The following is a 20,607-nucleotide window of genomic DNA, read 5'->3' on the forward strand; positions in this document are numbered from 1 at the left end:
GTAATTAATTTAATCGTTCATTTCAAACGCTATTTTAGATAATAGAGCGTACAAGTGTAGTCATAAATTAATGATTTCGTTGAATTTCAACACTTAACAACACATTTCGTCGTGTTTACACTAAGCTTAATTTGTCATTATTTATTATTAATGAGAACTAGATCCGCTGCGTTTTGTCACACCTCCGTATTCTAAGTGCTTTAATCTAAACTAGATTTATGGCTTAATATACAAAATAACGTCTATCCCATTGGGTTTACTAGGAATATAATAATGAGAAAATTATTCTCACTACTCGGATTCATTCTTTCTAAAATAGGTAGCTCGATTACATTCACGCGTAATTTAATCTTGAACCTGTTTTTCATTTCTTTTATAGCAATTATTATTCTTGCTTTGCAGCAGCAAAAAGAAGCACCGGTCACATTCGCAGATAATACCGCTTTGGTTCTCAACTTAAACGGAGTCTTGGTTGATCAACCAAAATTAGTTGACCCATTCGACCAAGTTATTGGTGAGCTTGTTGATTCTCAAAATGTCATTAATGAAATTGCTATTTCAGACGTTGTTAGCGTCATTAACAGCGCGAAGACAGACAATGCCATTAGCGCACTAATCTTAGATCTCGCACAGCTAAAACCAGCGAGTTTAACGAAATTAACGGATATTTCGGATGCATTAGTTGAATTCAAAAAAAGTAACAAGCCAATTTACGCTTACGGTGATTACTTTAGCCAAGAACAATACTTCCTTGCTTCATTTGCGGATGAAATTCTGTTAAATCCTGCAGGTGGTGTATTACTACAAGGTTATGGTAGTTATAGTCTTTATTTCAAAGATGCCATTGATAAGCTAAATCTATCATCACATGTGTTCCGTGTAGGCACTTATAAATCATTTGTTGAACCCTTTACACGTAGTGACATGTCAGCAGAAAGTAAAGAAGCCAAATTAAACTGGTTAAATCAACTTTGGGATACCTACACCAGCACCGTTGCTAATAATCGCTTAATTAACGCTGACGACGTAGCGCCTAAAGCAGATATATTTATTGCACAATTGCAATCAGTCAATGGCAACATTGCGCAATATGCTTTAAAACAAAAACTTGTAGACCAACTATTAACACGTGAACAAATTTCTCGTTATCTGGCTAAAAAGCTAAACAGTGAATCAGATAAATATGAAAAAGTTGAGTTTTTAGATTACCTTAACCTTCTGCCGACACAGTTTGAAGAACAAGGTTTTGCTAACAAACCTGGTATCGGTATCATTTTTGCTAATGGCCAGATCTTAGATGGTACTCAACCTTCTGGTGCGATTGGCGGAAAATCGCTAACTAAGCTGTTACTACAAGCGAAAGACGATGAACAAATTAAAGCCTTAGTCCTACGAATCGACAGTCCAGGCGGTAGTGCATTTGCGTCAGAACAAATCCGAACCGCATTATTAGAAGTAAAAGAATCGGGTAAACCCGTTATTGTTTCTATGGGCAGCGTCGCCGCATCCGGTGGTTATTGGATAGCCTCTGCAGCTGATGAAATTTGGGCGAAACCAACCACTATCACCGGTTCAATTGGTATCTTTGGTCTATTTGCGACAACTGAAAAATTACTCGCTAAAATGGGCATTTACAGTGATGGTGTCGGGACAACCGATTACACAGGACTATCTGTAAATCGAGAACTGCCTGAGCACATGGCTAAAATTATCCAAATGACGGTTGAAAATGGCTATAGCAACTTCTTAACTGTCGTTGCTGAAGGCCGAGATATGACACCAGAAGAAGTTAATAAGGTTGCTCAAGGTCGTGTTTGGACTGGTAGCGATGCGCTTAATCTTGGTCTTATTGATAACCTTGGCAGCCTTGATGATGCAATTGCGTCTGCCGCTGAAAAAGCGGGTGTATCGAGTGATTCATTAATTTTAATTCAAACACCCCGTAGTGAGCGCGATAGATTAGTGTCTATGTTCACTCAATCTGTTGCAAAGCAAGTATTAACAGAACTCAACATTAGTCCTAATGGTCGTATCGCGACTTGGTTAGCAACGATAAGCCAGCAAGCCGGACAGCTCACTAACTACTCAGATCCACAAGGCCTATATGTGGAATGTTTAGTGTGTGAAATTAAATAATCCTCTAGATTAACTGAACCCAGTGAGTCATTGAATTGAGCGGTAAACGAATCCATTTACCGCTCAATTCAAATTTATATCTTAATTACCCTATTAAATTGCAGTTTTATTAAGCAATCTAGTATCAAGCTATTCCATTAATTAATTTCAGCACTATAATCCTCTTTAAAAACGCACAGGGAATTTATTAATGGCTAAGAAATCAATCTACATCGCATATACTGGTGGCACGATCGGTATGCAACATTCAGAACACGGTTATGTACCGATGGAAGGATTCATGACGGATTGCTTAGCACGTCTACCTGAATTCCACCGCGAAGAAATGCCTGATTTCACCCTTCACGAGTATTCGCCGTTAATCGACTCCTCTAACATGTCACCTTCTGATTGGCAGCAGATCGCAGAAGATATCCAAAGCAATTATGACGATTACGATGGCTTTGTGATCTTACATGGTACTGATACCATGGCGTACACAGCATCAGCATTATCGTTTATGTTAGAAGATCTTGGCAAACCCGTTATTGTTACGGGTTCACAGATCCCGCTGGCTGAGATCCGCTCAGATGGTCAAAGCAACTTACTGAACTCGCTTTACCTAGCAGCGAACTACCCTGTTCATGAAGTCTGTTTATTCTTTAATAACCAATTATTACGTGGCAACAGAACCACCAAAGTGCATGCAGACGGCTTTAGCGCGTTTGCGACACCAAACTGCGAAACGCTATTAAAAGTGGGTATTAACATTGAAATAATGCTCGGTGATGTAAAACCTATTACTGAAAAAACACTTACCGTTAGTAACATTACACCACAGCCTATTGCGATCGTGACACTTTACCCTGGAATTTCAACAGAAGTTATCTTTAATATTCTGCTACAACCAGTTAAAGCGTTAATCTTGCTCAGTTATGGCGTAGGTAATGCTCCGCAAAGTGAAGCGCTATTGAATGCGCTTGAAGCCGCTAACCAGCGTGGTATCGTTGTGGTGAATCTTACCCAATGCATTAAAGGTAAAGTTAACATGGGCGGTTATGCGACAGGCGATGCTCTGGCGCAAGTTGGTGTTATCTCGGGTTATGATATGACGACCGAAGCTGCATTAACTAAGTTGCATTATCTCATCAGTAAAAAGCTATCAAGTGAAGACATTAAAGTACTAATGCAACAAAATATTCGTGGTGAGTTAACCCACTAAACTATCGCGAGTACAGTCTCTAGTAAACTGCGCTAGCATACGATTAAATAAATGTTATCAATAAAAAAACGGGAAAGACAATTGCTGTCTTTCCCGTTTTTTTATTCAAATTTTAGCTTGTAATAAATTAAACCACGACAGCATCACTTGCTGATATATTCGTTGTTTTATGCTTAGCTAATACATAACCAACCACAATCAGCAAACCTTGGAACAACATCACAGCTGTCACTGTATAAAGACCATTTTCAGAAAATGCTGATACCACACTGCTCGCTAAGAAACAAAACATCGTCTGTAAAAAGTTAAGTAATCCCGCAGCAGTTGCACTACAGTTCTTAAAGTCAGCGAGAGCAGCATTAATCACCAATGGGTAAATAGCACCATTAGCAACCGCCAAGAAACAGAATGGGATCAAAATAGGCCAAATAGTCGCTGGTGATGTTACAAACGCAATCACAAACATAGCTACAACCGTTGTTATAAACAGTGTCATTAACCAAGGCAATAATTGTTTCGCACTAAAGCGTGTTAACAGGCTACGACAACCATAGCCACCAACAAGAAAAGCAACTGTTTGAGGTAGATAACTTAGACCAATATCCGAACCTGAATAACCCATAGCAGTCATAATGAATGGTGAACCAGTTAAATACGCGAAGAATGCAGCGGAGCACGCCGCAAACACCAACATATTACCCATGAATATTTTTGATTTTACAATTTGTTTATAATCACGCGCCAATTGCGATGACAGTTTTTCTTGTTTTTTATCTAAAGGTGCACTTTCTTTTTCACGGCTTGTTGCATATGCCAACGCTAAACCAATCACCACAAGCACAACAAAAATACTACGCCAGCCAAAGAACTCTTCTAAACCTGCGCCAAGTAAAGGTGCTAACGCGGGAGACAGCGCAACCAATGGCATTATCGTCGCAAAGACACGTTCTGATGCTTTACCTTGATAACGATCAATAACAACAGCCTGCCAAATAACAGTGCCACAACATGCCCCTAATGCTTGACCAAAACGTGCAAGAAGAAATAACTCAATACTGTTAGATACTGAGATAACAGCAGTTGATATAACAAAGATAGCCATGCCAACAAACAACATCTTTTTACGGCCAACACGATCAGACAGTGGACCATAAACTAATTGACCAAGTGCCATACCCAATAAAAAAATACTGAGCGACAAACTAATTAATGTCTGAGATGTACCAAATTCGTGACGAATAGTTTCGAATGCCGGTAAATACATATCCGTAGCGAGGAAACCCAACATACTTAATCCAGAAAACCAGACCATCGTGCTCATTGGGACTTTATTTTTAGTGTTATTTTTAATATTGTTCATTACTTAAACTACATAGACTAATGATAATGTTACTAGTTTAATACTGGCGATTCTGTTTGAGAAACGCTAATATTTCACTATTGCTTTCAAAATATTTGATGTGTATGTTTTCCCAACAAGATCTACAAGTTATCGATGCAGTTGCAAGACGCGGAAGTTTCACCGCTGCAGCAGATGAATTATGTAAAGTACCAAGTGCGATTAGCTATACGGTACGTAATATTGAAGAACGGTTAACGGTCAAATTATTTATTCGCCTACACCGTAAAGTACAACTCACACCCGCGGGGGAATATTTTGTGATTGAATCTCGCAAATTGCTCAAGCAAATGGCACACATGAAGTTTCAAACCCAGCGCGTCGCTAACGGTTGGAACCAAAGTGTGTCCCTAGCTTTAGACAACGTAGTACATGAAGGCCGTATTAACACTATGGTTGGAGACTTCTACAACGCATTTCCGGATGTAGAACTATTACTTACAATGGAAGTATATAACGGTGTTTGGGATGCCTTAGTTGATTCACGCGCCGATATTGCTATTGGTGCGACTGCATCAATTCCGGTAAGTGGCGGCTTTGATTATCGCGACATGGGGGAACTAAAATGGACATTTGTCATTAGTCCTAGCCACCCTCTCGCCAATACTGAGCAGGCAATAAGTAACGAAGAACTCGCTAAATACCCCGTCATTTGTTTAGAAGATACAGCACGTAAACTGCCGAAACGCACCACTTGGTTACTGGACAATCAACGTAGGCTTGTCGTGCCCAACTGGCACAGTGCAACCCAATTACTCAAAGGTGGCTTAGGTATTGCGATCATGCCTGCGCACATGGCAAATAAACTGTTAATGACTGGAGAGTTAATAGAGAAAGAACTCATCACAAGTTTACCAGTCAGTGACTGTTGCCTTGCTTGGAATACCAAACGAATGAGCCCCGCTGTTCAATGGCTACTGGATTATTTAGGTGATAGTGAGCAGCTACATCAGCAATGGTTAGAATAATAACTGTTATGGTAGCCATTGATATTCTATAATTAGTTCTATTGATTGTATTTAAAAGGATTTACATTACCAATGGCAGCTACATTTTCAAATTTTCGCCAACGATTCTCAGGTGCGCCACGTTATCAACGTTTATTAAGTTACGCGCTGGTTATCTACCTAATATATGCCTTGCTGTTAGGCTTACTCGCCCCCTACCTCGCTAAAAATATCGCACCAGAAAAAATCAGTGCGTTACTTGGCCGCCCAGTACAACTGCAAGATGTCAGTATTAACCCTTTCAGCCTCAAATTTGAGATCAAAGGATTTGAAATTCAAACCCAAGATCAGCAAGATTTTACAGGCATTGGTCGACTCACATTGCAAATTAACTTATGGAAGAGTTTATTCAATGGCAGTATCAATATTGAGACTATCGAAATTGACCAAGCCTTTGCTAATATTGAAAAATTAGATGAGAGTCAATTTAACTTCTCTGATATTCCAGCGCACATTTCAGCACAATCGTTACAATCAGAAACACCAGCACCCGTTAGCGAAGACACAAGTGAAAGCAGTGAGTTACCACATATTCAAATCGCTAATATCAGCATCACCAACACCGCATTTAATTTTAAAGACCTCCCCACAGGTGCTGAACTCGACTACCCAGCAATCAATATTGTACTGACCAAATTTAATAGCCTGGCAATGTTAAATAGTAAAAAACGCAGTAACGCGCCATCCTCAACTTACAACAGTTATGATTTGAGCATTGAAGGCGCCGACAATAGCGCAGTGACTACGGTAGGTCGATTCCAGTTAACGCCATTGGAAGCGCAAGGTAACTTGGCCCTTAAGCACATAAAATTAGTGACATTCTGGCCATTCATAGCAGAACAATTAACGGCTAAACTAGCGTCAGGCGTTATCGACTTTACAACTGACTATCAATTCATTAGTGGTGATGAACCTCCGCAGTTGATCACTAATGCCGGTCAATTTTCATTACGTACACTGGTATTCACTGACCCAGAAAAAGAACTCGTCAACCTTCCCTTACTAACAGTTGCGGGTATCAAAGTTAACCTATTACAACAACAAATTGGTTTAGATAATATCAGTACCGATGGATTAAAAGTTAATGCCGTTGTAAACAAGGACGGTGTTGTTAACCTAGCAAACGCTTTTACACCAAAACATACAGAAGCAACTAGCACATCATCAGATACCAAAATAACAGCTAAATCGGAATCGCAGGCAACGCAACCTGAAAGCAATGAGACTCAAGCAACTGAAAATCCAGAAACACAAGAATGGCTCCTCACCCTTGGCGAATTTAATTTAACCAACTACGATATCAATGTCATTGAATCTATGATGACGAATGCAACTGCATGGCGTGTATTCCCAATTAACGTCAGTACCAAATCATTGACCAGCCGTCTTGATACTCCCATTGAATATGACTTAGGCTTCACGATTAATGATAAAGGCACCTTCGCTTCTCAAGGTAGCGCAGATGTAAAAGAACAATCGCTTGATGCGACTATCAATTTAGATAAGTTGAACCTCGCACAATTTCAACCTTATCTTAAACCTTACGTGAACATCACAATCCAAAGTGGTGAATTCACAACGCAAGGTAACCTTTATGCGAATGCAAAAGGTGCAGCTCGATTTGATGGTTCAATAAAACTGGAAGCACTAGCGATTAATGACAATAAATTAAATAAAACACTCATCAAGTGGCAAGACTTCACTATCAACAGTCTTAAATTTGATAAAGAAGCAAACAGTTTGCTTATCGACCATGTTTCTTTTGTACAACCATATGCTCAGATGATTGTCGCTGCAGATAAAAGCTCTAATGTGTCAGATCTTGTTGTCAAAACCAAAGACGAGACAAAAGATGCGGCAGTTGAACAAGTTAAGCCCCAAGTCAACTCAGAGACTCAAAAAGCTCAAACGGCAGAAGATGCAATGCTGATTGAAATTAACAAGATCACACTCGCACAAGGTAAAGTTGACTATATCGATAACGTGCTTAAACCTAGCTTTGAAGCTGTCATCGAAAATATAGAAGGCCATGTTGGCAAGCTCTCATCTACAACAACCAAAAATGCAGAAATTGATATCAACGCTATCGTCAATAAATACGCCCCTATGACCTTAAGGGGTGTGATTAACCCATTAACTCCAGAACCTTTCGTTGATGTGGAATTCGTGTTCGATAACTTCGAGTTGCCCTCAATGACTCCCTACTCGGGTACATATGCTGGTTTAGATATTGACGAAGGTCAGTTATCTCTAGCCCTAAAATACAAACTAGATAAGAATCATTTAGAGGGCAGTAACCATATCTTTATTGACCAACTGGATATGAACGATACCAAAGACAGTGACGCAGGAACAATACTACCGATCACCTTAGCGATTCCTCTACTAAAGGACAGTAATGGTGCGATTGATTTAGGAGTAAATGTATCTGGTGATATTAACGACCCAAGTTTTAATGTTGGTGAAATTGTACTAAAATCATTAAGCAACATCATTCTTAAAGCGGTTACCTCACCATTTACGTTATTGGCAAGTCTTGTTGATACAACCGACGATTTAGATAAAGTAAGTTTTGCTAATGGCTCAGCAATACTTGCCAAAGCAGAGCAAACTAAGCTAGATACATTAGCGAAAGCATTAGCACAACGTCCAGAGATCAAATTGAACATAAAAGGCAGTTATGATGTAAACATGGACAAACAAGCGCTTCAAAATCGAGCTGTGAATGCGAAACTAAGTCAATTAACAAACACCAATGTTTCGGAAATGATTAACGCAACGAATATACCAGCATCAGGTGATATGAGAAATGCACTTATCGCGTTATATGAGCAAGAAACCAAAGATAAAGCAGATGCGCTACGCAACGCAATTACAGCGCAACAACCCGCATTAGCTACACCAGAGTTAGAACAAATTTGGCTTCGTGGTTTATATACTGAAGTAAGTAAACAACAAGCTATCTCGGATAAAGTACTAAGAAAATTAGCTAAGTCACGAGCTAGAGCGATTAAAACTCATTTACTAGATGTCAGTAAAGTTGACGCTGGCCGTGTCTTTCTATTAAGCCATCAAAGCAATGTCCCATCAGAAAGTACACAAACAACATTGACGCTTGTCGTTAAGTAACGTTATTACGTAATAGCGTTATATGAAAATAGGCTTCATTGGCTGTGTTATCACAACTGGTGAAGCCTAATGTTATTTTGCAGATACAATATCGGCTTTCGTAGATTCAACAATAGCAAGTAAGTCATGAGTTTCCATCGCAGGTACTTTGTGCTTTGCCAACACCTCTTTAAACAAAACAACCATCCGATACCATTCTTTTTCCGTTATATGCAAATCCTTATGCGCCTCTTTCATTTCCCGTCCTTTATAAATACAGGGGCCTTCTGTTACTTGGCACATCATAGTAGTAACTTGAAACTTTAAATAAGCTTTAGGCACCCTTGTTCGTGAAGCGTTAATTGCTGAGTTTTTATTTAACTCGTCGTCGGTTATAACCTGATCTACAAAATCACTCACGACAACTGTCATCGGCATTAGTCCACCGAGGCGGTCGTAGAGTGAAATATCTGAATGTTCACTCCCAACATCTTTTGCAGCTTTAACATCCAAACTAAGAACTGTACTAAAAAGAAATAAACAGATAAATAACGCAGTAATTAATAAAGAATTATATCTCATCATAGCCATTCCCTACTGCTGTAAATTAACAACACCATAGCGGAAGTTTAGCTAAATTTTAAATATTTTCCATTAGCGATTAACCGACCAAAGACCTGCTACGTAAGCATCAATATCCAATTAATAACAGCACAGAGTGCTTATTGCTACGCAACAATGACTTACATCACCGCCCTAAAGGACAGTGTTTTTCGTCAAAGATGATAAATATACAAATCAAAGATCATCACTTATGCTTACATTAGTTTGAGCTAATTAGGATACGAGGCTGTATGCATCTACTGATTAATATTCCTGTGATTTGCAATTGGAGACCGACTTATGCTTGAAGGTAACTTTGTCGCATTAAAATCAGAACTATTAATCCAGCATACTCAGCAGTTCATGAATAATAAACTGAGTTACGTCATTCTATGTGATTATATTTGGGAAATATTACAAGACTGGCAACGTTTAAATATCGTGGACAACAGAATATCAAGTCAAAAAGAAATGGTTTTTTGGTACTTAGTATTTGAACTACAATTTCAAGATGAAACGTCTTTATTGCACGATAAAGACGTTAATTTTAAATTACATCACTGCATCTTGTTTTTACAAGATGAGCTTGAGATGCCTAAAGGCTGCATTGGTGTAAGGCCTAATTACGCTTAACAAGCGATCTTAAGTTCACGTTCCAACTCAGAAATAAAACATCGACTTTTAGATGTTATAACCTACTTATCACTTAAAACTTCCATTTCCAACAAAATATCTATATCATGCAGCTTAATAACTTAGCTAAATAAGCTATAGTACTTAAAATACAACAAGTTAGTGAATTATCATTTGTTTGACCACCAAATTTATAATCAATTAATAGGGAAGTGTTATGTTAGGTACCGCCAACAGCAAAAGTGCAACACGTGTATTACTATTGGGCTCAGGAGAGCTGGGGAAAGAAGTTACTATTGAATTTCAGCGTTTAGGGGTAGAAGTGATTGCCGTTGATCGGTATGACAATGCGCCCGCAATGCAAGTCGCTCATCGCAGTCACACCATTGATATGCTTAATGGTGATGCTCTAAGACGTGTTATTGAACTTGAACAACCGCATTATGTTATTCCAGAAATAGAAGCTATCGCGACAGATACCCTGCTTGAATTAGAACAAGAAGGTGTCAATATCATCCCGACAGCTCGCGCAACCAAGCTAACAATGGATCGTGAAGGTATTCGTCTTCTTGCCGCAGAAACCCTCAATTTACCTACTTCACCTTACATCTTCACTGATAATAAAACAGAGTATGAAGCCGCGGTTGCAGAAATTGGCATTCCATGTGTGATAAAACCAGTCATGAGTTCATCAGGTAAAGGTCAAAGCATTATTCGTGATAAAGATGACATCGAGCAAGCTTGGCATTATGCACAAGAAGGTGGCCGAGCAGGCGCTGGACGTATCATCATTGAAGGCTTTGTTAAATTTGACTTCGAGATCACCATGCTTACGATCAGTGCTGTAGATGGTATCCATTTCTGCGATCCTATTGGCCACCGTCAGCAAGGTGGGGATTACCGTGAATCATGGCAACCACAAATAATGTGTGATGATGTGCTTGCCAAAGCACAAGAAATATCTGCAGCGGTAGTTAAAGAATTAGGCGGTTATGGTCTATTTGGTGTCGAACTCTTCATTCGAGGTAAAGACGTATTTTTCAGTGAAGTTTCACCGCGCCCGCACGACACAGGTATGGTGACACTAATCTCACAAGACTTATCTGAATTTGCTTTGCATGTACGCGCTGTTTTAGGGCTACCGATCACTCAAATCCAACAGTATGGTCCATCAGCCTCTGCCGTTATTCTAGCAGAAGGTCATTCGACTAATATTGGTTTTCATCAATTAGCACCGGCACTGGCTTGTGTACCAGGCAGTCAAATCCGTCTCTTCGGCAAACCAGAGATCGCAGGCCAACGTCGCTTAGGCGTGGCTCTGGCTCGTGGTATTAATAGCATCGATGCGATTGATAAAGCCAAAGAAGTAGCACAAACAGTTGAAGTGACTCTTAATTAAAATATTCCGTTGACGAGCATAAAGTCTAACGATCAAAAAAGGCTAACAAGTTATCACTCGTTAGCCTTTTTTACATCTGTAATTCAAGTTAATTATAAACTTAACATCACACCAGCAATTGCGGCACTCATCAAGTTAGCCAGCACACCTGCGAAAATAGCGCGGAAACCATAACGGGCAATGAATTGACGACGTTCAGGGAGCATACTGCCTAAACCACCAATCAAAACGGCCATAGTGCCAATATTGGCGAAACCACACAGTGCAAAGGTAATAATTGCTTGTGAATGTTCACTTAACTGATCTTTTACTTCCATCAGCTGAATAAAAGCAACAAACTCATTAACCACGATCTTATTACCAATTAACGAACCAGCAATAATCGCTTCATTCCATGGCACACCAATTAACCAAGCAACAGGTGCAAATAAATAACCTAAGATAATTTCAAAGCTTATAGTCATATCAAACCAACTGCCTATCCCTGCCAGCATACCATTAAGTAATGCAATAACACCAACAAATGCAAGTAGCGTCGCACCAATCGCAGTCGCAATACTTAAACCAGCCATAGCGCCGTCAGCAAGCGCTTCAACAACGTTTGTCGCACGAGGTAATTCCACTTTAGTGATTTCATCTGCACCCAGTTCATCTTTTGATGGTGGGAACAATAATTTAGCCATTAATAACCCAGCTGGCGCAGACATGAATGACGCAGCAACTAAAAATTTGATTTCAACACCAATCATGGCATAACCCACTAAGGTGCCACCAGCAACTGACGCAAGACCACAGGTCATCACAGCAAAAAACTGTGAATCACTCATGCCTTTTAAATACGGTTTAACAACTAAAGGCGCTTCAACCATACCAACAAAAATGTTTGCCGTTGCCGCTAACGATTCCGCGCGGCCAGTGCCTAACAATTTCTGTAAGCCACCACCAACAATATTAATCACCTTCGGCATTAAACCAATATGATACAGCGCTGAAATTAACGCAGAGAAGAACACAACGATACCTAATACATTAATCGCAAATACAAAACCACCAGATGTCAGTCCACCAAATATAAAATTAATACCTTCTTGGCCATAATTAATCACTTTTGATACGCCAATACTAAAGCCATTTAACGCATCTTTGCCTGCTGGAAAATATAATACGATAAAAGCAAACGTGATCTGTAATGTAAACGCTAGCGAGACAGTTCTGAGTGGGATATTACGACGATCTTTTGAAAAAAGAAACGCAGTTAATAGAATCACTATTATGCCTAAAATAGATATCATGGAACAAACCTGTTTAATGATTAAAATTATAAAGATGCGTATTGTAGTCCGCATCATTTTTACAGCAAGCCCAGTAAGTTACCTGCTTGTTACAATTAAATTCAAACGTCTTGTTGTGATAGCTAGCTTATTGTTTTATAACAATTCAATAATTATATTTGGGTTATTATTTCCATATGGAAAAGATATTTATCCATGAGAAGATAAGTTCTTGGAGGTTAGATTTTAATCTGTGACTTTAATTGCCGATCCCAGTATGAAGGCTGACCAATATATTCTTTGAAAAAGGTGATCGCCGCGCTAATTTTCTTCGGTAAATGCTTACGGCTTGGGTATACAGCATAGAACTGCATGCTTTGACTCGCCTGCCACCCTGGTAATAGTTGTATCAGCTTACCGGTTCTAAACTCATCCGTTAGTAAATACGTTGCTAAATAGGCAATTCCCCACCCTGATATCGCGGCATCGCGGATCGCCTCAGCTAAATCAACACGATAATCACCATTAACATTGATGTATAACGTGTCATCGCCTTGCTTAAATGACCATAAGCCATAGCTACGCTCACGGCTTTGATAAATCAGGCAGTTATGGCTCTCAAGGTCTTGCGGATGTAATGGCGCTGAGTGATGCATCAAATAATCGGGGGACGCAGCAACCACAAAGCGGGTATCAGCCAAATGCTGAGCCACATAACCTTCGGGTATATCTTCAATGTTGGTCAACCACAGATCTAAACCGTCATCAATCATATTGGTTTTATAATCGAACAGACACACCTCAACATGCAAGTCGGGGTGCAGTTTACGAAATTGTTCAATTGCCGGGATAATATGAATTGTACCAAATGACTGCGAAACACCTAAACGCAGAATACCCGTCACTTCATCTTGCAGATTAGCCATCATGATATCAGCGTCTTGTACACTGCTTACCACGTCAGCACAATAACGGGCAAACTGTTGGCCCGCATCAGTTAAAGTGAAACTGCGCGTTGAACGCTGAACAAGTTTGACGTTTAGATCAGCTTCTAAACACTTGAGCTGCTTACTGACATGAGATACCGACACACTTAACGTATGCGCTGCTGCAGTAAAGCTACCGGTTTGTACCAGGGTATGGAAGAGTGCCATTTGGCTAGCGCGATCTTGGAGCAATTGAGAATTACCTAGTAATGTCCGATCCGTGTGACTACGTTATAACAAGAATAAACATCGTCATTGATGTTTAATTAAGGCAGTGTATACAAAAATCAATATTCAATAAAGCAGTAAGCCATTACGAGGCTAAAATGATGACTTACTACCCAATTACATTAAGGTTTATGACGTAAAATTGAACGTACATAACTGCGGGTATTGGCATTATGATCTAACATAAACTCAGCAAGTAAGTTGGTCATTTTAGCAATGCCCTCCTCGCCATGCTGCTCTCGGATCATATCAACAATCATGTCGACTTCTTTACTACCATCGACTTCGAAGCTTGGGTCACTTACTAGCTGTTCTGGTACCCAGCGTTCAAGGTAATCAGCCAATTTCGGTGATTTTTCATATGATTTTTTAGCGTATACCTCTACAAATGTCGTATTCGTGTATTCAATAACAGGTGTATCTTGTTCTAAAGCTTTAAATAAAACACTACTAAAATCATTGTTTTCATAAGCCTGCTTAGTGATTATTTCTTGAAATTTTTCGAATACCAAATGACGATTAGAGAGCAGTTGAATCGCATCTATTTTCGCTTGTGGGAAGCCCATCATATCTTTGGCATTTGTCCAGATACTCGATGCCGTACTCACACCCGGTTGTAAAGTTGAATGATATGACTGCGCAATATCTCCAATGTAATGCATGCCCCACCCCATAAATCGCCAGCCCCAATAATCATGACCAGTACGAAAGGCATATTCAGATAACGCTTTGTACATATGCACACGATAGTCAGGGAAAGTATCACGTAAGAAAGGCGCGAGCGTGAAGAGCACACTTGATTCATGATAGAAGCCCATATGGAAAGGTGCTTGCGAGCTGTATTCTAATGCTGGATTACCAAAGGCTTGTTTACCAAAACCATACCGTTTACCCGCATCGGTATTACTGTCTTCAAACAAACCAATATCTAAACCATTATCAGGATCATCATTAGCCGATACTAACACCTCGATTGGCGTTACCATTTCACCACTTTTCACTTCAACAAAGGTCATGGTGTTGTAATGGTCTAGGCTTTTAAATACGCTAACCTCTGACGAATCCATTCGACGACGGCCTTGTTTATCCTGCCCTGGTAATAACTGAATATACGGGTTAACACGTGCATTAGGGTTGATACGTATAGCATGAATGAAACTTGCTTGTAAATCTTGGCCAGCGGCATCAAATGCTAAGGCATCTGGACGCGGTTTATAATACGGTAAGTTTTGGCGTAGCCAGTCTTCATTGGTTGCTAATAACGTTTCTAACCCTTGCGCTTCTGCTGTCACAAACTCTGCTAAGGTTTCGACCTTAATCGGCGCTTGCGCTGCAACTTCTGGCATCGTGTTCAATATTGGATAAGTAATAAGGCTGTGTTCAGACCATGCATTGGCATTACTCACCATCATACTGCTATACAAGAGTGCGCCTAAAGTGACTTTCATCTGTCTTCTAAACAAAGTCGGGATAAACATAACATTCCTTTGAAATAATCGTCTATTGATATTAAGTGCGTATTAAGCACACTGTGCTTTTAAATCGAGCGTACTCATGAATAATCTCGGGTCATCAATCTTATCCAACATTTCAATACTCGGTAAACATTCATCATCAACATAGTCGGCAAAGTCCCCATCAGGATCGAAGACTAAGATATCCAGCGCTAATCGGTCCATGCCGTATAGACCGCGGTGGATCATATCAGCTGAAAACACCAGTAAGTCGCCAGCAGCTAAGTTAATAACCTTTCCGCCAGAGATACTATCACTGCTCACTTTGCCTTTTATTTCTTGTCGCACATTAAATTCTTCTTCATTATCCCAGCGCTTATGCGTGCCCGGGATAAGTTCCATGCCAAGCTCATCAAACAAAGGCACACGAAGATGTACCACTTGCGTCTCTTGCACGGCTATTTTTTGCTGTTCGACCTCGTGATCGTATTGACAATCGCGATGCCAAAAGTCTTTTTGTTTAGGGTTAACTGGGTTGAAAAATAATTGGGTATTCATAAACGCAGGATTCGCAGGTATAACCGATTCAACAACATCCATCATTTTTTTTGAACTGATAAAATTGAAAAGCTTCAGTCGGTCGTCGCATTCTAAGTAGTCAATACCAGTAATGACAGAAGAATTGAACGCTTCATCTCGATAAAACTGTATATTGTCTTCTTTCCACGATTCATGGAATTTCAATACGACCTCTCTCAATGCTGAAATCTCAGCCGCACTAAAATAATTTCTTATTACAAAGTAACCTTGCTCGTCATATTCGCTATTCAATTGACTTCTATTACTCTCTTTAATACCCGTTACCTTTAACACCCATTACCTCTATTTTATTATCACAACTCGGCGGCCTATGCTTTGGTTAATACCAGACAAGCTCTAAGGATTGAACCGAGTTTAATGTTGTTACTTATTCAGAATAAATTCCATTTTATCTCCGTTACGCTTTAATTGATTAATTTTTTAGTTACACCAACACTTGTCGTGTATTTCTGATGTAGTGATGGATCTGTCCCTCGACTTTAACGTCAATCATTTCATCTGGTCTGCGATCATTAGGACAAGGCATTTTCGGTGTTGTACCAAACAGTCGGCAGATCAACGGCCGCTCCTCGTAGACAGTGCAACCTTTAGGGCCTAAATGTACACAGTTATATTCATTTAATGCAGCTTCATGCTCGGCATCCGTTTTATATGGCAGGCGCGACATTTCTTCTGCAGACGTCGTTACCGGCCCGCAGCAATCGTGGCAACCCGGCGTACATTCAAACGTCGGGATCTCTTTGCGCAGGCGTGCAAGGTCCTCTTTATTATTGTTCTTACTCTTGTTTTTTAACAATAATTTTATTTTCTCGTATTCCGAAACCATTATAGTTCTCTACCTAACGTCACTAGAAAATGACAATGCCTGCAAATTTACGGCGTATGTTAACATTTGTAAGCATACGACGTCTTGATTTACTCCGTCTTTTCACCTAGGTCACTAGCGATCAAATAAAGTGGGCTAAAATTGTAATTAACGGACAGAGGCAACTGTTTTTTATTTTTAAGTACTTATTATTTTTTTAATTTAACAGCCGTTCCAAAGACCATAATTTCAGATGAGCCATCCATAATTGCGCTTGTAGTAAAACGAATGCCTACAACAGCATCAGCCCCCTTTTTCATGCGCATTTGCAATGAGACGTTGAACTGCTATATCCCTAGCCTCCGTTAACATTTCTGTATAACCTCGAATTTCACCACCGACAATACTTTTTAAACTAGCCATGATGTCACGTCCTATATGCTTTGCTTGAACGACGTTACCTGTCACTACACCTACTATTTCTTCTATTTCCTGGCCTGGAATTGACTCTGTTGTTGAATAGATCATAACATTTCCTTAATAATATAAAGCCAAGCTCAACTGCATAGCAAACTGGCGGGGATTTTGGAACAAAACTAAAATGTTGATGTCTCACACCGCGATGAATTATTAAGATATGGGCAAAATATGAAACATTACTTAAAAAGTGATATTAAAATAACATGAAAAAGTTAAGCTTTATATTTACAATGCTAGTCCTTTCCATACTGACAGCTTGTACATCTACTTCTACATCTACATCCGCGTCACCTAAAACAATAGCCTACTCACGATCTCACGATCTTGTCGGTCAAGCGTCTTGGTATGGTAAAAGATTCCACGGCAAGCTGACTGCCAGTGGCGAAAAATACAATATGAGAGCATATACTGCCGCGCATAAAACCCTACCTTTTGGTACAGTCGTTAGGGTTATTAATACGGCTAACAGTAAATCTGTCGATGTCAAAATTAATGATAGAGGACCGTTTGTTCGAGGCAGAGTAATAGACCTTTCTCAAAAAGCATTTGAAAAAATAGGCAGTACAAATCAAGGGGTCGTTCCTGTCAGAATAGAAATTCTGGATGATAGTCATACCTTTAGATACAAGCACTAAAAGGTAGGTGTCTATTACAAGACACCTACTTCAGTATACAAGATCATTAAGCCACAACAAGCGTCATGTTATGTTACCTTATTTGTGTTCCTCTTCATTTTCCGCTTTTCTGTCTAGACAACGCCCTCTCGGTTCATCGCCCTCATGCAGCACGATATCGGTATGCAGAAACTCAGCAGCCTCTGCTGAACCTTTCACCTTCTTCGCACTACGTTCCAACATTTCGGCTTCAAACTCAGTTAGCACACTTTCCCTTACACCAGCTTCGCGCCATTTAGACAAGGGTCTACATTCTTTTGTAATGACTCTAGCCAGTGCCAACGCATCCAGCAGCGCTTGATTCGCACCTTGTCCTTTGAACGGACTCATAGGATGAGCGGCATCGCCGATTAACGTCACGTTAGCCCCTTTTACCAATAATTCAGACTCGAGTAGCGTTCGGTCATACACAGGGTAACCTGAAACTAGCGCCTCCGGCGTCGCCGTTAAAATCTGCGGAATAGGCGCGTGCCACTGACATCGACGAATCGCGTCTTCCTTCAATGCCTTAGGGCCTAGCGCACTCAATATTTTGGCCGCTTCTTCAGACATTGGAAAGCTAAGCTGCCACATTACCGAGTCCGCGTCATAAGGCATGATATAGATCCGCTCATGCCCATTCGCAGTTTGGAATACCGTGGCCGAATCCAGTAAAGTACGGTCGAAATCTTCGCCTTCATTATTACCTTCAATAGCACTCCCGATAGCAGACAGAGGACAAATACCCAAAATCGCGATACAGCCTAAATAATTTAATGGCGAAGCGTCATCACCTATCAACAATTTACGAACCGAACTACGAATACCGTCTGCACCAACGATAAGATCTGCATGGGCGTGCTTTATCTCACCATCAACCTGAAAGCTTAAATCAACACCATCACTGTCAGATTGTTTAAAATCAACTAACTGATGTCCCCACTGCACTGCATCATGCCCACCTAGCTGCTCAAGCAAGGCTAAGCGTAACGACTGCCTCGCGATATGGACATTGGTACGCTTGGGTAGTTTTCTCTCGTCTGACGGAACCCACTTGCGGATACCCCATTCACCCAGCACTTTTCCTTCGGTCGTATGAACCACATGTCGGGTTGAAATTATGCCTTCCTCTAACGAGAAAATGCCCAGCCCCTCGATCGCTCTACTCGCTTGCTGCAGGGTAAGCCCATAACCTTGAGACCGTGCGTCGAAGCCGCTATCGCGCTCATAAAGCGTAAAAGGAATGCCACGGTGCAGGCAAGCTACAGCAAGGGCCACCCCACCTATACCCCCGCCAATAATCGCAAGGTGTGGGTAGTTTTCTGTATCTGGTCCATCAACGAAGGTTTGGATAGCGGAACGAATCAGACCTGAACCTTTACAATTCGAGCAGGCATCAAGATGAGGCTTAGGGCGAAGCGGAGCAGCCCCTTCGCAGTTGTTTTTTTCAAATAGCGCTAGTTCTCGCTGGTAGCGAAGTCTTACTTTCTTACGGAGCCGCTTACTTACTTTCCCACGGCCTTTACATTCAGTACAAATATTCCAGTAGTTCTCTTCAATCTTCAACTTTTCTACCTGCCCTATATTTAACCCGCGATTAATCACTCTTAAAGTAAGAAACTCTCAGCTGTTAAGCTCATGTTGTGGCCTAAATTAAACTGATATTTAAACTGAAAGTTAAGGTGTGATTATAACGCTCATTACGGTCTATAACCGTTTAACTGGAGAAAACTTGGTTTTTTCTTGATGCAGTCTGTATTTGCGGCGATTTTTAGCAAGGCAAGAACGAAGAGTAACCGGCACAAGCTTACTGTCGCGTACCAAATAGGTGTCGACGCAACGACACCTATTCTTATAGGCTAGGATTGAGCAGCTTCAATGCACGCAATTATTTTGTCTGCCATAACGTTTAGATCATCAGGACTTGCAAGTTCAACTGCATGCCCTTTTATAGCACTTGCATCAAATATTGAACCAGGCAAAACATGAAAATGAAAGTGAGGAACAGTTTGGCCAGCCTTTTCACCATTATGTTGAAATACTGTAGAGCCAGCGAATCCAACTGCTTTTTCAACAGCAGAAGCAATTAATTTAACTGTACGCATGCATGCCAAAGCAGCTTCATCAGTAAGGTCATATATGGTCACAGCTGACTCCTTCGGTATAACCAAGGTATGCCCTTCCATTTGCGGCATAATATCCAGAAAAGCCAACGTATATTCGTCTTCATAGACCTTTATACAGGGAATTTCGTTCTTTAAAATCTTTGCGAAAAGATTATTATTGTCGTACTCAGTAAACATACCTTACTCCTTGGTGAAAACAGTCAAATAAACAAAACTTTACCAAGTTAAAACGGCAAGGTAAACGGTCTACAACCATTGACGGCTGTTATCACAAAGTTCGACGTATTAAATAGCCCTATGATTTAACTACCGACCATCATGCTCGGTTCATATTCATCAAGTGTTCTATATCCTCAGACCATTGCTGATTAAGCCCTGTTACTTATTAATAAATGATGTCATCTAAGTTAATTCTCATACTAATGTCTCATTTATCTCTTATATGTGCCTTACATCTAAATTTTAAAAAATACTACTTTGTCATCAAATAAAAGATTTAGTACATCAATAAATATTAA

General features: G+C 40.2%; 16 protein-coding genes and 1 pseudogene. 7 read left to right on the forward strand and 10 right to left on the reverse strand.

Translation table 11 applies throughout. From position 1 onward, the window contains the following. Nucleotides 1-273: 273 nt before the first annotated feature. Together sppA and ansA are read left to right on the forward strand one after the other, a co-directional pair. Entirely contained in the window at nucleotides 274-2,136 is a 1,863-nt protein-coding gene (gene sppA, locus HWV03_RS12785) for a signal peptide peptidase SppA (protein ID WP_211676251.1), read from the forward strand. Nucleotides 2,137-2,326: 190 nt separating this feature from the next. Then, complete coding sequence (gene ansA / locus HWV03_RS12790; protein WP_211676252.1) at nucleotides 2,327-3,337, forward strand: asparaginase; 1,011 nt, start codon at nucleotides 2,327-2,329, stop codon at nucleotides 3,335-3,337. 127 nt (nucleotides 3,338-3,464) lie between these two features. Here the strand turns inward: ansA and punC are convergent, their stop codons facing one another. Beyond that, nucleotides 3,465-4,697, reverse strand: coding sequence for a purine nucleoside transporter PunC (gene punC / locus HWV03_RS12795; protein WP_211676253.1), 1,233 nt, complete (start codon nucleotides 4,695-4,697; stop codon nucleotides 3,465-3,467). 104 nt (nucleotides 4,698-4,801) lie between these two features. Here punC and punR point away from each other — a divergent pair, with 104 nt between their 5' ends. After that, on the forward strand, nucleotides 4,802-5,704 hold the full coding sequence (punR, locus tag HWV03_RS12800; RefSeq protein ID WP_211676254.1) for a DNA-binding transcriptional activator PunR: 903 nt from the start codon (nucleotides 4,802-4,804) through the stop codon (nucleotides 5,702-5,704). A 72-nt stretch (nucleotides 5,705-5,776) separates the two neighbouring features. Then, nucleotides 5,777-8,872: a DUF748 domain-containing protein gene (locus HWV03_RS12805; protein WP_211676255.1), complete on the forward strand. Its 3,096-nt coding sequence runs from the start codon at nucleotides 5,777-5,779 to the stop codon at nucleotides 8,870-8,872. Between the two features lie 72 nt (nucleotides 8,873-8,944). Here HWV03_RS12805 and HWV03_RS12810 read toward each other — a convergent pair whose 3' ends face one another. Continuing rightward, nucleotides 8,945-9,436: a group I truncated hemoglobin gene (locus HWV03_RS12810; protein WP_211676256.1), complete on the reverse strand. Its 492-nt coding sequence runs from the start codon at nucleotides 9,434-9,436 to the stop codon at nucleotides 8,945-8,947. Nucleotides 9,437-9,754: 318 nt separating this feature from the next. On the opposite strand from HWV03_RS12810, the gene HWV03_RS12815 reads away from it, so the two are divergent. Both HWV03_RS12815 and purT read left to right on the forward strand, forming a co-directional pair. Beyond that, entirely contained in the window at nucleotides 9,755-10,087 is a 333-nt protein-coding gene (locus HWV03_RS12815; RefSeq protein ID WP_211676257.1) for a hypothetical protein, read from the forward strand. A gap of 217 nt (nucleotides 10,088-10,304) precedes the next feature. Continuing rightward, complete coding sequence (gene purT / locus HWV03_RS12820; protein ID WP_211676258.1) at nucleotides 10,305-11,486, forward strand: formate-dependent phosphoribosylglycinamide formyltransferase; 1,182 nt, start codon at nucleotides 10,305-10,307, stop codon at nucleotides 11,484-11,486. A 92-nt stretch (nucleotides 11,487-11,578) separates the two neighbouring features. Here the strand turns inward: purT and HWV03_RS12825 are convergent, their stop codons facing one another. From HWV03_RS12825 to HWV03_RS12850, 6 genes and pseudogenes are all read right to left on the reverse strand, one after another. Further along, nucleotides 11,579-12,778 (reverse strand): NupC/NupG family nucleoside CNT transporter, encoded by a 1,200-nt coding sequence (locus tag HWV03_RS12825; protein WP_211676259.1) that lies wholly within the window; start codon nucleotides 12,776-12,778, stop codon nucleotides 11,579-11,581. Between the two features lie 218 nt (nucleotides 12,779-12,996). After that, nucleotides 12,997-13,935 carry a LysR family transcriptional regulator gene (locus HWV03_RS12830; protein ID WP_211676260.1) on the reverse strand — a complete coding sequence of 313 codons (939 nt, stop codon included), beginning with the start codon at nucleotides 13,933-13,935 and terminating at the stop codon, nucleotides 12,997-12,999. A 158-nt stretch (nucleotides 13,936-14,093) separates the two neighbouring features. Continuing rightward, nucleotides 14,094-15,449, reverse strand: a complete 1,356-nt coding sequence (locus HWV03_RS12835; protein ID WP_211676261.1) for a hypothetical protein — start codon at nucleotides 15,447-15,449, stop codon at nucleotides 14,094-14,096. Nucleotides 15,450-15,491: 42 nt separating this feature from the next. Next, entirely contained in the window at nucleotides 15,492-16,298 is an 807-nt protein-coding gene (locus HWV03_RS12840) for a phytanoyl-CoA dioxygenase family protein (protein WP_255546800.1), read from the reverse strand. A 151-nt stretch (nucleotides 16,299-16,449) separates the two neighbouring features. Beyond that, a complete protein-coding gene (locus tag HWV03_RS12845; protein WP_211676262.1) occupies nucleotides 16,450-16,851 on the reverse strand; it encodes a YkgJ family cysteine cluster protein in 402 nt (133 codons plus the stop codon). Nucleotides 16,852-17,039: 188 nt separating this feature from the next. Then, nucleotides 17,040-17,358: pseudogene (locus tag HWV03_RS12850) on the reverse strand (heavy metal-binding domain-containing protein). A 155-nt stretch (nucleotides 17,359-17,513) separates the two neighbouring features. Here HWV03_RS12850 and HWV03_RS12855 point away from each other — a divergent pair. Beyond that, nucleotides 17,514-17,945 carry a septal ring lytic transglycosylase RlpA family protein gene (locus HWV03_RS12855; protein WP_211676263.1) on the forward strand — a complete coding sequence of 144 codons (432 nt, stop codon included), beginning with the start codon at nucleotides 17,514-17,516 and terminating at the stop codon, nucleotides 17,943-17,945. A gap of 78 nt (nucleotides 17,946-18,023) precedes the next feature. On the opposite strand, the gene HWV03_RS12860 is transcribed toward HWV03_RS12855, so the two are convergent. Together HWV03_RS12860 and HWV03_RS12865 are read right to left on the reverse strand one after the other, a co-directional pair. Further along, nucleotides 18,024-19,529 (reverse strand): FAD-dependent oxidoreductase, encoded by a 1,506-nt coding sequence (locus HWV03_RS12860; RefSeq protein WP_211676264.1) that lies wholly within the window; start codon nucleotides 19,527-19,529, stop codon nucleotides 18,024-18,026. Nucleotides 19,530-19,822: 293 nt separating this feature from the next. Then, nucleotides 19,823-20,266 carry an HIT family protein gene (locus tag HWV03_RS12865; protein WP_211676265.1) on the reverse strand — a complete coding sequence of 148 codons (444 nt, stop codon included), beginning with the start codon at nucleotides 20,264-20,266 and terminating at the stop codon, nucleotides 19,823-19,825. Nucleotides 20,267-20,607 lie beyond the last annotated feature (341 nt).

Source organism: Moritella sp. 36, from assembly GCF_018219415.1.
Lineage (GTDB): Bacteria > Pseudomonadota > Gammaproteobacteria > Enterobacterales > Moritellaceae > Moritella.

Coding starts and splice junctions, on each gene's coding strand:
- sppA (WP_211676251.1), top strand. CDS start 274: ATGAGAAAATTATTCTCACTACTCGGATTCATTCTTTCTAAAATAGGT.
- ansA (WP_211676252.1), top strand. CDS start 2,327: ATGGCTAAGAAATCAATCTACATCGCATATACTGGTGGCACGATCGGT.
- punC (WP_211676253.1), bottom strand. CDS start 4,697: ATGAACAATATTAAAAATAACACTAAAAATAAAGTCCCAATGAGCACG.
- punR (WP_211676254.1), top strand. CDS start 4,802: ATGTTTTCCCAACAAGATCTACAAGTTATCGATGCAGTTGCAAGACGC.
- HWV03_RS12805 (WP_211676255.1), top strand. CDS start 5,777: ATGGCAGCTACATTTTCAAATTTTCGCCAACGATTCTCAGGTGCGCCA.
- HWV03_RS12810 (WP_211676256.1), bottom strand. CDS start 9,436: ATGATGAGATATAATTCTTTATTAATTACTGCGTTATTTATCTGTTTA.
- HWV03_RS12815 (WP_211676257.1), top strand. CDS start 9,755: ATGCTTGAAGGTAACTTTGTCGCATTAAAATCAGAACTATTAATCCAG.
- purT (WP_211676258.1), top strand. CDS start 10,305: ATGTTAGGTACCGCCAACAGCAAAAGTGCAACACGTGTATTACTATTG.
- HWV03_RS12825 (WP_211676259.1), bottom strand. CDS start 12,778: ATGATATCTATTTTAGGCATAATAGTGATTCTATTAACTGCGTTTCTT.
- HWV03_RS12835 (WP_211676261.1), bottom strand. CDS start 15,449: ATGTTTATCCCGACTTTGTTTAGAAGACAGATGAAAGTCACTTTAGGC.
- HWV03_RS12845 (WP_211676262.1), bottom strand. CDS start 16,851: ATGGTTTCGGAATACGAGAAAATAAAATTATTGTTAAAAAACAAGAGT.
- HWV03_RS12855 (WP_211676263.1), top strand. CDS start 17,514: ATGAAAAAGTTAAGCTTTATATTTACAATGCTAGTCCTTTCCATACTG.
- HWV03_RS12865 (WP_211676265.1), bottom strand. CDS start 20,266: ATGTTTACTGAGTACGACAATAATAATCTTTTCGCAAAGATTTTAAAG.